Annotated in this window: 10 protein-coding genes; all 10 read left to right on the top strand. The window is 62.3% G+C overall.

The window, feature by feature from the left end; genetic code table 11:
- Nucleotides 1-171: 171 nt before the first annotated feature.
- The 10 genes from hpt (at nucleotide 172) to E0L15_RS12540 (ending at nucleotide 12196) form a co-directional block, all read left to right on the top strand.
- Nucleotides 172-714 carry a hypoxanthine phosphoribosyltransferase gene (gene hpt / locus E0L15_RS05510; RefSeq protein ID WP_087232071.1) on the top strand — a complete coding sequence of 181 codons (543 nt, stop codon included), beginning with the start codon at nucleotides 172-174 and terminating at the stop codon, nucleotides 712-714.
- A gap of 34 nt (nucleotides 715-748) precedes the next feature.
- A complete protein-coding gene (ftsH, locus tag E0L15_RS05505) occupies nucleotides 749-2626 on the top strand; it encodes an ATP-dependent zinc metalloprotease FtsH (protein ID WP_243155397.1) in 1878 nt (625 codons plus the stop codon).
- Complete coding sequence (lepB, locus tag E0L15_RS05500; RefSeq protein WP_168124836.1) at nucleotides 2619-3302, top strand: signal peptidase I; 684 nt, start codon at nucleotides 2619-2621, stop codon at nucleotides 3300-3302. The genes ftsH and lepB overlap by 8 nt, the downstream gene beginning before the upstream one ends.
- An 18-nt stretch (nucleotides 3303-3320) precedes the next feature.
- Complete coding sequence (locus tag E0L15_RS05495; protein WP_168124835.1) at nucleotides 3321-4367, top strand: hypothetical protein; 1047 nt, start codon at nucleotides 3321-3323, stop codon at nucleotides 4365-4367.
- Nucleotides 4360-6339, top strand: coding sequence for a methionine--tRNA ligase (metG, locus tag E0L15_RS05490; protein WP_168124834.1), 1980 nt, complete (start codon nucleotides 4360-4362; stop codon nucleotides 6337-6339). The genes E0L15_RS05495 and metG overlap by 8 nt, the downstream gene beginning before the upstream one ends.
- Before the next feature lie 14 nt (nucleotides 6340-6353).
- Nucleotides 6354-7130 (top strand): TatD family hydrolase, encoded by a 777-nt coding sequence (locus tag E0L15_RS05485; RefSeq protein ID WP_168124833.1) that lies wholly within the window; start codon nucleotides 6354-6356, stop codon nucleotides 7128-7130.
- Between the two features lie 123 nt (nucleotides 7131-7253).
- Nucleotides 7254-7814 carry a hypothetical protein gene (locus E0L15_RS05480; RefSeq protein WP_168124832.1) on the top strand — a complete coding sequence of 187 codons (561 nt, stop codon included), beginning with the start codon at nucleotides 7254-7256 and terminating at the stop codon, nucleotides 7812-7814.
- A gap of 727 nt (nucleotides 7815-8541) precedes the next feature.
- A complete protein-coding gene (gene thrS / locus E0L15_RS05475) occupies nucleotides 8542-10302 on the top strand; it encodes a threonine--tRNA ligase (protein WP_168124831.1) in 1761 nt (586 codons plus the stop codon).
- Nucleotides 10303-10305: 3 nt separating this feature from the next.
- Nucleotides 10306-11043, top strand: a complete 738-nt coding sequence (truA, locus tag E0L15_RS05470) for a tRNA pseudouridine(38-40) synthase TruA (protein WP_168124830.1) — start codon at nucleotides 10306-10308, stop codon at nucleotides 11041-11043.
- 112 nt (nucleotides 11044-11155) lie between these two features.
- Complete coding sequence (locus E0L15_RS12540) at nucleotides 11156-12196, top strand: M15 family metallopeptidase (RefSeq protein ID WP_168124829.1); 1041 nt, start codon at nucleotides 11156-11158, stop codon at nucleotides 12194-12196.
- Nucleotides 12197-12285: the final 89 nt, after the last annotated feature.

Raw genomic sequence — 12285 nt, 5'->3', positions numbered from 1 at the left:
GGCAGCGTCGGATGGGTATAAGAGACAGCTCCCACCTCCGCCCCCGCCTTCCGGTGGTGGCCCAGGGGGAGCGGGTGGCAGCGGTGGCGCTGCTGGGGGTGGACCAGGCCTTTTTGGCCCAGCCCGGACAGCCCGCCCGATATATCAATGTGACAAAGGAGAACGAAGACCATGCATGAACACGTGGAATCCATTCTGTATAGTGAAGAGCAGCTCCGTCAGCGCGTAAAGGAGCTGGGCGCCCAGATCACCGCCGACTACGCCGGGAAGGAGCCGGTGCTGGCCTCGGTGCTCCGGGGGTCCTACATCTTCATGGCGGACCTGACCCGGGCCATCGACCTGCCGGTGACGGTGGACTTTATGGCGGTGTCCTCCTACGGAGCGGGCACCAAGAGCTCCGGCCAGGTGGAAATTAAGAAGGACCTGTCCGACTCCATCGAGGGCCGGGACCTCATCATCGTGGAGGACATTCTGGACTCCGGCAACACCCTGTTTTACCTCATGGAGATTCTCAAGGCCCGCAAGCCCGCCTCCATCCGCATCTGTACCCTGATGGATAAGCCCGACCGCCGCACCCAGCCCATCGTGGCCGACTATGTGGGCTTTACCATCCCCGACGCCTTTGTGGTGGGCTATGGCCTGGACTACGACGAAAAGTACCGCAATCTGCCCTATGTGGGCATTTTGAAGCCCTCCGTCTACGGCGGCGAGTGAGCCCCTTCGGGGAGAAAAGGAGCTGTATTCAATTTTGAATCGTGGAAAACATGTGCGCAGCGCCGTGGTGTATGTGGTGCTCATTCTGCTGCTGGTGTGGAGCTTTACCGCCTTCCGCTCCGCCCAACAGGAGAACTTCATCTCGTACAGCCAGGTGCGAAGCTATTTCTTAAACGAACAGGTCACCGCCTTCCAGGTGGAGGACAACCAGACCCTGGTGCTCCAGCTGGAGGACGGGAAGGTGTGGTACCACCGCCTGGCGGATGTGGAGCTGTTCTACAACGACCTGGGGGACGTCATCGACCAGCAGCAGGCCGACGGCACCTTAAAGGAGTTTGACATCCAGCCCGCCTATGAGATGCCCCTGTGGCTGCAAATCACCATTCCCATTGTGGGCACCGTGGTGGTGGTCATGGTGATCTGGGGCGTGATGGCCATGCGCCAGCAAAACGCCCAGGGCGGACAGGGGGGCATGAGCCGCTTCGGCAAGGCCCGCACCGTCCAGGGGGACGGCACCGTGAAGGTCACCTTTGCCGACGTGGCGGGGGCCGATGAGGAGAAGGCCGAGCTGCAAGAGCTGGTGGACTTTTTGCGCAACCCCCAAAAATACATCGACCTGGGCGCCCGCATCCCCAAGGGCGTGCTGCTGGTGGGCCCTCCGGGCACCGGTAAGACCCTGCTGGCCAAGGCCGTGGCAGGGGAGGCGGGGGTGAAGTTCCTGTCCATCTCCGGCTCCGACTTTGTGGAGCTGTACGTGGGCGTGGGCGCCTCCCGTGTCCGTGACCTGTTCGACCAGGCCAAGAAAGAGGCCCCCGCCATTGTCTTCATTGACGAGATCGACGCCGTGGGCCGCCAGCGTGGCGCTGGCCTGGGCGGCGGCCACGACGAGCGCGAGCAGACCCTCAACCAGCTGCTGGTGGAGATGGACGGCTTTGCCGCCAACGAGGGGGTCATCGTGCTGGCCGCCACCAACCGCCAGGACATTCTGGACCCCGCCCTGCTGCGCCCCGGCCGCTTTGACCGCCAGGTGTATGTGGGCCGCCCCGACATGAAGGGCCGGGAGGAGATCTTGAAGGTCCATGCCCGGCGCAAGCCCCTGGCCGAGGACGTGGACCTCAAAGAGGTGTCCCGGGAGACCACCGGCTTCACCGGGGCCGACCTGGAGAACCTGATGAACGAGGCCGCCCTGCTGGCCGCCCGGAAAAATCAGCCCTTTATCACCCTCAAGGACATTCAGGAGTCGGTGATCAAGGTGATTGCCGGCCCCGAGAAGAAGAGCCGGGCCCAGCTGGAGGAGGACCGCCGCATCACCGCCTACCATGAGGCGGGCCACGCCGTGGTCAGCCACGCTCTGGCCACCCAGGACCCGGTGCACCAGATCACCATCGTCCCCCGAGGCCAGGCCGCTGGTATGACCATCAACCGACCCCAGGAGGACAAGGGCCATGTGAGCCGCCAGGAGCTGTGCGAGACCCTGTGCACGCTGCTGGGTGGCCGGGCCGCCGAGGCCCACGCCCTTGGCTTTGTGTGCACCGGGGCCATCAGCGACTTGCAGCGGGCCTCCGCCATCGCCCGGGACATGGTCACCAAGTACGGCATGAGCGAGAAGCTGGGACTGGTCACCTTCTCCTCGGAGCACGACGAGGTGTTCCTGGGCCGCTCCATGGCCCAGGCCAAGCCCTACTCGGAAGAGACCGCTGCCCTCATTGACAGCGAGGTCAAGCACCTGCTGGACCAGGCCTATGAGGCCTGTCAGGCGATTTTGAAGCGGGACAGCGACAAGCTGGAGCTGGTGGCCCGCTATCTGCTGGCCTATGAGACTATGGACGCCGCCACCTTCCAGATGGTGTACGACGACCCCCAGGCTCTGGCCCAACAAATCCCCACAGAGGAAGTGGAAAATAATGGATGAACTATGGCAAGACAGCCAGCCCACCACCCCGTCTGAGCCGGAGGGCACCGACGGCCTGGGGAATCTGAATCTCAGTGATCTATCGGACCTCACCGACCTGACCGAGACCACCACCCCGCCGCCCACCCCCACCCGCACCAAGAAGGACACGTCTCTGGGTTATGAGCTGTATTTGAATGTCCGCACCCTGGTGTTTGTGCTGGCCGCCCTCATTTTGATCTTCACCTTCGTGGTGCGCATCATTGTGGTCAGCGGCAGCTCCATGGAGAACACCCTGCAAAACGGGGACTCCATGCTGGTGTGGTGCCTGGGCTACGAGCCCAAGCAGGGGGACATTGTGGTGCTCACCCAGCGCTCCTACCAGGAGGACTCTCTGGTCAAGCGGGTCATCGCCACCGAGGGCCAGCGGGTGGACATTGACTATGACACCGGGACCGTCTATGTGGACGGCACCCCATTGGAAGAGGATTATATCAAGGAGGCCATGAAGGTGCCCAATTACGGCGAGGGCGTCAACCATGTGACGGTGCCGGAAGGGTGCATCTTCGTCATGGGCGACAACCGCAACGACTCCGCCGACAGCCGTTACCCCAGCATCGGCATCATCGACACCCGCAGCGTCATTGGGCGGGCGGTGATGGTGCTCTTCCCCTTCCAGGATTTCACCCTGTTGTAACGGAAGGAGGAGAATTCCATGCGTGGAAAGAAACCCTATCAGATTTTGTGGCTGGTGTGCACCCTGGCTCTGGCCGGGCTTGCCACCGGAGTGCGGCTGTGGCAGGAGTCCACCGTCTTTGAGGGGGACTTCGGTCTGCCCGTCCGGGGCGCCACCGCCAGCGTGGCCATGGTGTGTGTGCTGGTGATGGCGGCGGCGGTGCTGTGCATTCTGGCCGCCCGTCAGCCGATTGTTCGGCCCCCGCGCGCTCAGGTCCGGGGCCGGAGATGGGCCATGAGCTTTTTCGCCACCGGAGACCTGGTCTTTCTGGCCCTGATGTGGTTCAGTGCCTTCAGCGCTCTGGCCGCTGTGCCCATGCTCTTTGGACAGGGCCGGGCCCTGTGGAAGGCCTATCAGGTGGCTTTGGCCATGAAGACCTGGCAGGGGGGCGACAACGGTGTGCTGAGTATGGTCACCGCCGTGCTGGCCCTGCTGGCCTTCTTCGGACTGCTGCAAATTGGCCGGGACGGCTACCACCCCGGGCGGAGAAGCCGGGGCGGCTTCTGGGCGGCCCTGCCCGCCTGTGCCGGGTGCGGCTGGCTGCTGAACACCTACCGCAACTGCGCCGCTGACCCGGTGCTGTGGGACTATGTGCCCCTGCTGCTGGCGGTGATCGCCGGAATGCTGATGTACACCGACTGGGCGGGCATGTCCTGTGCCGCCGCCCGGCCCCGCCGCACCCTGTGGCTGGCGGGCATGACGGTGGTGTGCTCCTGGGTGGCCCTGGCCTCCAGCCCGGACACCGGCACCGCCATGCTGCTCATCTCCCAGTCTGCCGCCGCCCTGGCGGCCCTGTGGCGGCTGCCCATCAACCTGCAAAATCCGCCCAAGGTGGGCTGGGAGGGAAATCTGGACACCTGCTCCATTCAGGATGCAGAGCCCCAGGCTGAGCCCCAGGAGCCGCAGCCGCCTTTGACCCAGCCGGAGCCCCAGCCCCGGGTGGAGGAGGACTGGAGCTGGAGCCGGGAAGAATCCCAAGCCATGAATTGTACCGGAGAGAACAAGGAGGAGGATACCCATGTCTGACAATCGTTTTTATATCACAACCCCCATTTACTACCCCAGCGATAAGCTGCACATCGGCCACACCTACTGCACCGTGGCCACCGACGCCATCGCCCGCTATCAGCGGCTGCGGGGCCGTGAGGTGATGTTCCTCACCGGCACCGACGAGCACGGCCAGAAGATCGAGGACAAGGCCGCCGAGGCCGGCGTGTCCCCCAAGGAGTTCGTGGACAAGATCGTGTGCGGCGACCGGGGCGTGCTGGATTTGTGGAAGCTGATGAACATCTCCAATGACCGCTTCATCCGCACCACCGACGACTACCATGTCTCCGCCATCCAGAAAATCTTTAAGAAGATGTACGAGAACGGGGACATCTACAAGGGCAAGTATGTGGGCAAGTACTGCAAGCCCTGCGAGTCCTTCTGGACCGAGTCCCAGCTGGTGGACGGCAAGTGTCCCGACTGTGGCCGGGAGGTGCAGGACGCTGAGGAGGAGGCCTACTTCTTCCGCCTGTCCAAGTACGCCGACCGCATCCAGGACCTGCTGGAGAACACCGACTTCCTGGAGCCCCGCAGCCGGGTCAACGAGATGGTGAACAACTTCATCAAGCCCGGCCTGGAGGACCTGTGTGTGTCCCGTACCTCCTTCACCTGGGGTGTGCCCGTGGACTTCGACCCCGGCCACGTGGTGTATGTGTGGGTGGACGCTCTGTCCAACTACATCACCGCCCTGGGCTATGACAACGACAAGTACGACGACTTCGATAAGTTCTGGCCCGCCGACGTGCACATCGTGGGCAAGGAGATCGTCCGCTTCCACTCCATCATCTGGCCCGCCATGCTCATGAGCCTGGGACTGCCTTTGCCCCGCAAGGTGTTCGGCCACGGCTGGCTGCTGCTGGACGGCGGCAAGATGTCCAAGTCCAAGGGCAACGTGGTGGACCCCTATATCCTGGCCGAGATGTTCGGCGTGGACGCTCTGCGCTTCTTCCTCATGCGCACCTTCCCCTTCGGCTCCGACGGCAACTTCTCCAACGAACTGCTCATCCAGACCATCAACACCGACCTGGCCAACGACCTGGGCAACCTGGTCAGCCGCACCACCGCCATGGTGGGCAAGTACTTCGGCGGCCAGCTGCCCGCCGGGTGTAAGACCTGGGCCGAGCCCCAGGAGGTGGACACCCAGCTCATTAGCATGGCCTCCGCCCTGCGGGACGCCTACCAGAAGGACATGGACACCTACGCCCCTCACAAGGCTCTGGAGGAAGTGTTCAAGGTCATTCAGCGGGCCAACAAGTATATCGACGAGAACGCCCCCTGGGCCCTGGCCAAGGACATGGAGCAAAGCGGCGCCCGGCTGGCCCACGTGCTGTACAACCTGCTGGAGACCACCCGCATCTGCGGCGTGCTCCTCACCCCCTTCATGCCCGAGAGCATGGACAAGCTGTTTGCCCAGATCGGCGCCTGCGAGGGCTGCCGCACTTGGGACAGCGCCGGCGTGTGGGGCAGCCTCAGCGACCATGCCACCGTGTCCAAGGGTGAGAACCTGTTCCCCCGTGTGGACGCCGAGAAGGCCCTGGAGGAGCTGGAGCGGGTGGCCGAAGAGGCCAAGAAGGCCGCTCTCCCCGCCCTGGAGGTGGAGCCCCTGAGCGAGGAGCACGTGGACTTTGACACCTTCTGCAAGAATGACCTCCGTGCTGTGAAGGTTGTGAACTGCGAGAACGTGAAGAAGAGCAACAAGCTCTTGAAATTTACCCTGGACGACGGCACCGGAACCCACCGTCAGATTCTCTCCGGCATCGCCCAGTACTACAAGCCCGAGGAGCTCATCGGCAAGACCCTGGTGGCCATTGTCAACCTGCCCCCCCGCAAGATGATGGGCCAGGAGAGCCAGGGTATGCTCATCTCCGCCGTGCACACCGAGCGTGGCGAGGAGAAGCTAAACCTGCTCATGGTCAGCGACGCCATCCCCGCCGGGGCTAAGCTGTGCTAACGAGGGTGTCTACCATGCTCTTTGACACCCACGCCCACTACGACTCCAACCAGTTCAAGGACGACCGCATGGAAGTTCTCGCCGCCCTGCCCCAGGCCGGGGTAGGGCTGGTGGTGAACCCCGGCTGTGACTTGGCCACCTCCCGCACCGCCGTGGAGCTCTCTGAGACCTTCCCCTACGTGTACGCCGCTGTGGGTGTCCACCCCGGGGACTGCGGGGATTGGCAGGACAGCTGGCTTACCGAACTGGAACAGCTGGCTCGGGAGCACCAGAAGGTGCGGGCCATCGGCGAGATCGGCCTGGACTACTACTGGAAGGACAACCCGCCCCGGGAGCTGCAAAAGCACGTGTTCCACGCCCAGATGGACCTGGCGGAGAAGCTGAATCTTCCCATCATCGTCCACGACCGGGAGGCCCACGGGGACTGCCTGGAGGCGGTGCAGGCCCACCCCAATATTACGGGCGTGTACCACTGCTACTCCGGCAGCCTGGAGGACGCCAAAACCCTGGTGAAAATGGGATGGATGCTCTCCTTCACCGGAGTGGTCACCTACAAAAATGCCCGCAAGGCGTTGGAGGTGCTGGAGTGGCTGCCTCTGGACCGGATCATGATTGAGACGGATTCTCCCTATCTCTCTCCTGAGCCCTTTAGGGGCCGCCGCAACGACTCCCGCCACGTCTACCGGGTGGCGGAGACTATTGCCCTGGTGAAAAACCTGACCGTGGCGGAGGTGGTGGAGGCCACCTGTGCAAACGGGTGCCGCTTCTTTGGCATCCAGAAACCAGAATGATGAAACATCACCCAATCTCTGGGAGAAATCCCGGGGATTGGGTGATTTTTTCACAGAATATTCACCTTTGTACCACCAAAGCAGGGTATACTGGAAAAAACGAATGGGAAAGGAAGCATCATCATGGAGCAACTAAACGAACTGGTGGCCCTGCTCACCGGCCACTTTGACAACAAGGCCCAGTTTGAGGAAAAAGAGAAGGCGGGGGAGAATTTCCCCTATGCCCGCCACGTGAACACTGTGTGCAACGAGAAAATCACCAACCTGCCCGCCGACTTTGAAGGGCTCTTCGTGGTGGAGGAGAGCTACTACACCGGAAACGGCAGCACCCACGCCGCGCCGCACCTGTTCCTCTTTACCCAGGAGGGAGAGGATGTGAAGCTGACCTCCTACGAGATTCCCCAGGGCTACGATAAGAACACCTTCACCTATGACCAGCTGGGAGAGGTGGACTACAACCAGCTGAAGGTGTCTGAGAAGTTTACCCCGGCCCTCTACCGCAAGGTGGACGGCGTGTGGGAGGGGGGCAGCGTGAGTATGTTCTCCCCGGTGCTGAAGTTCACCCTCTTTGAGCGCTTCTCCCCGGAGGTGCTGGAGGTCACCGAGAGCATGGAGGTCAATGGCAAGCGGACCTTCGGGTATGATGAGCCTATTCTCTATAAGAGAGTGGGGAAGGAAGAATGAAAAAGGCTCCCCTGTGCAAGGGGTTGTCTGTACCTTGGTCCCGACAATCCCTCCGAGCCGACTTGCGTCGGCCCACCTCCCTTTACACAAGGGAGGCTCTTGGTCTGGCAATGCCTTTCAACTCCCCTTGACATTTTGACTCCCAGGTGATATAGTGTCCCCATCAAAATGGCGTGGACGGAGAAGAGCCGAAATCAGCAGCTGCCCAGAGAGGGATGTGTTTGGTGCAAGCATCCTGCAATTGCCTTCGGCGGTACCACTCCCGAGCTGCCCGGGACATGACCGGGACGGGACCCTCCCGTTACAGAGGACACAAGCGGCAAGACGTTATGTGCAGGCACTGGCGCACTTTTGGTGTCATGCTCGCACCCTTCGCAACGGCCAACTGCTCCACACTCCGCCGAACATGCCGCCGGGCTACGCCCGGCCTGTTTTTCGGTCTGCGTGTGTCGCTGTTGCCCTGCTTTCGGGTGCTACGCACTTCGCTTTGCAAGCAGGGTGGAACCGTGGAGTATAAGTGCGTGGAACCGTCGTGAGCAGCACGGATGGACCGGAGCGAGGGCGAAAAATAAGATTTGCTGGCAAATCTGTTTTTTGCCCGAGTCGGAGGGAAGCCGTGCGTCGCGAACAGGTGCAGCGTAGCTACATACCTCACCCCTGAACCATTCTCAGGGGTGAGGCTTTTGCATACCTTCGCCCCGAAACAATCTGATAGGAGGGCAATACCATGAGCGAAGAAAAGAATCTGTACACCTTTGAAAATCCCGAGTACCGCAAGACCTATTGGCACACCTGTTCCCATGTGCTGGCCCAGGCCATGAAGCGGCTGCACCCCGAGGTGAAGCTGGCCATCGGTCCCGCCATTGAGAACGGCTTCTACTACGACTTTGACACCCCCGAGCCCTTCTCCGAGACCCAGCTGGCTGAGCTGGAGGCGGAGATGCGCAAGATCTGCAAGGAGAAGCTGAAGCTGGAGCGGTTTGAGCTGCCCCGGGCTGAGGCTCTGGCTCTCATGGAGGAGAAGGGCGAGCCCTACAAGGTGGAGCTCATCAACGATCTCCCCGAGGACGCCGTCATCTCCTTCTACCGTCAGGGCGAGTTTACCGACCTGTGCGCCGGTCCCCACCTGGACTCCACCGGCCGCATCAAGGGCAACGCCATCAAGCTTACCGCCTGTAACGCCGCCTACTGGCGTGGCGACTCCAACCGCCAGACCCTCCAGCGTATCTACGGCGTGGCCTTCCCCAAGAAGGACGAACTGGATGAGTACCTGGCCAAGATCGAGGAGGCCAAGAAGCGGGACCACCGGAAGCTGGGCCGTGAGCTGGGCCTGTTTATGCTCCGGGACGAGGGCCCCGGCTTCCCCTTCTTCCTGCCCAAGGGCATGGTGCTGCGCAACACCCTGATTGACTACTGGCGTCAGGTGCACAAGCGCTACGGCTATGTGGAGATCTCCACCCCCATGATGCTCAACCGTCAGCTGTGGGAGCGGTCCGGCCACTGGGACCACTACAAGGACAACATGTACACCACCGTCATCGACGGCACCGACTTTGCCATCAAGCCCATGAACTGCCCCGGCGGCATGCTGGTGTACTCCAGCCAGCCCCACTCCTACCGGGACCTGCCCCTGCGTGTGGGTGAGCTGGGCCTGGTGCACCGCCACGAGCTGTCCGGCGCCCTCCACGGCCTGTTCCGGGTGCGCTGCTTCACCCAGGACGACGCCCACATCTTTATGACCTGGGACCAGATGAAGGACGAGATCAAAAACGTGGTGCGCCTGTTCGATGAGGTGTACTCCGTGTTCGGCCTGAGCTATCAGATCGAGGTGTCCACCATGCCCGAGGACCACATGGGCGACGAGAAGGACTGGGACTTCGCCACCGAGACCCTGAAGGCCGCTGTGGAGGAGCTGGGCAAGGACTACGTCATCAACGAGGGCGACGGCGCCTTCTACGGCCCCAAGCTGGACTTCCATCTGGCCGACTCCCTGGGCCGTACCTGGCAGTGCGGCACCATCCAGCTGGACATGCAGCTGCCTGAGCGCTTCGAGCTGGAGTACGTGGGCGAGGACGGCGAGAAGCACCGCCCCGTCATGATCCACCGGGTGGTGCTGGGCTCCATCGAGCGGTTCATCGGCGTCATCACCGAGCACTTTGCCGGTGCTTTCCCCACCTGGCTGTCCCCGGTGCAGGTGAAGGTGCTGCCCGTCACCGACCGGGCCGCCGAGTACGCCGACCAGGTGGCTTCCAAGCTGGACAACATGGGCTTCCGGGTGGAAGTGGACCACCGCAACGAGAAGATCGGCAAGAAGATCCGGGAGGCCCAGCTGGAGAAGGTCCCCTACATGCTGGTGGTGGGCGACCGGGATATGGAGAACGGCACCGTCTCCCCCCGTCACCGCGCCGACGGCGACCTGGGTGCCATGTCCTTCGACGAGTTCGCCGCCCTGCTCACCGACGTGGTGAACACCAAGGCCAAGAAGTAAGAAATGAATTTCAAACTGACGATACAGTACGACGGCACACGGTACGACGGCTGGCAGCGTCAGGGCAACACCGACAACACCCTCCAGGGCCGCCTGGAGGGTGTGTTGTCCCGTATGGTGGGGAAGCCTGTGGAAATTCAGGGAGCGGGCCGCACCGACGCCGGGGTCCACGCCCGTGGCCAGGTGGCCAGCGTTCATCTGCCAGAGGGCTACACCCCCCAGGAGGTACAGAACTACCTCAACCGCTATCTCCCCGAGGATGTGGCGGTGGTGGAAGTGGTGGAAGTGGGAGAGCGGTTCCATGCCCGCCTGTCTGCCACCGGCAAGGAGTACCGCTACCACATCCGCATGGGCAGTGTCCCCAACGTGTTCGCCCGGAAATACCAGTACCGGGTGGAGGAGCCTTTGGACCTGGCTGCCATGGAGCGGGCCGCCGGGTACCTCACCGGGAAGCACGACTTCCGCTCCTTTTGTGGAAATCGCCGCTTCAAAAAGTCCACGGTGCGGGAAGTTTTCCACATCGGGGTCGAGGTGTGTGGAAGTGATTTGACCCTGGTGTACCAGGGGGACGGCTTCCTGTACAACATGGTGCGGATTTTGACCGGCACTCTGCTGGAGGTGGGGCTGGGCCAGCGCACCCCCGAGAGCATGGTGGATATTTTGGAGGCCCGTGAGCGCACCGCAGCGGGGAAAACTGCCCCCGCCCAGGGCCTGGTGCTGCAAGAGGTGTACTACCCTTGAGATTTTATAAATATTTGTGAAAGTCCATTTACACCGGGGGGAATTTTCGGTAAAATGAGGGTAACTGTACATCCGGCCTCCATGGGAGGCGGAGAGAAAGCGAGGAACGGCCATGAGAGACAAGCGTTTGGTGGCTCTGGCAGCTTGGGCGGCAGCCCTGGCTCTGTTGGCCGCAGGGTGTGGAGACACCGCCAACCAGGTAGGGACCCAGGCCCCCGCTACCCAAGGGGTGGAGCACACCCAGCCGGGGACAGCGGAGTCGGAACTGCCCCAGGTGAGTCCCTCGCTCTCCCCCAGCCCGGAGGTGACCCAGAAGCCCCAGGAGACGGCCACTCCCACCACGCCGCCCACCCCCAAGCCCACCCAGTCCGGGCAGGGGGGCAGCTCTCTGGGAGGAGGAGGCAGCCAGGGAGGCGGCTCCTCCACCGGGGGTTCGTCCACCTCCAAGCCCCAGACCCTCAGCCCCAGCGGCAAGGCGTACCGCTACTATGACACGGTGCAGCCCACCTACCTCAAGGGGGTGCTGCTGGTGAACAAGACCTATGCTCTGCCCCGCAGCTATGGCGGGTATAACGCCACAGCCAGCGCCGCCCTCAGCCGCCTCCAGGCGGGGGCGAGAAACGCCGGGTTCTCCATGCCCCTGCTCAGCGGTTACCGCTCCTTTGACTATCAGGACAAGCTGTACCGCAAGTATGCCGCCACAGACGGGGTAGCGGCGGCCAACACCTATTCCGCCTGGCCGGGGCACTCGGAGCACCAGACGGGATTGGCCTTTGACATTGGCAGCATCAGCAACAACTACGGCAACACCCCGGCGGGGAAGTGGCTGGCCGCCCACGCCCATGAGTACGGATTCATCATCCGCTACCCCAAGGGGAAAGAGGGCATCACCGGGTACCAGTACGAGCCCTGGCATGTGCGCTACCTGGGGGTAGAGCTGGCCACCAAGGTGTATGAGAGCGGGCTGTGCCTGGAGGAGTATCTCTCCCAGCCCGATCCCACACCTGCCCCAACACCGAGCCCCACTCCTACCCCGGAGCCGGAGGTTACTCCCACCCTGGAGGTCAGTCCCCAGCCCACCCAGCCTGCGGAGGAGAGACGTAAGGATGAAATTGAGGCTGTTGAAAAATGCAGATTTCATCCCGGATTTTAAAATGCAGCAGATAAAAACGTTATCCCGGTTTGTCCAAACGACAAACCGGGATAACGTTTATCCAGCGAAATTTTAGAAAGATTCTATTC

The sequence above is a fragment of the Pseudoflavonifractor sp. SW1122 genome (assembly GCF_012027765.1).
GTDB lineage: Bacteria > Bacillota > Clostridia > Oscillospirales > Oscillospiraceae > Enterenecus > Enterenecus faecium.
Note: the sequence above shows the minus strand (reverse complement) of the source record. Positions and strands in the feature narration are given on the sequence as shown.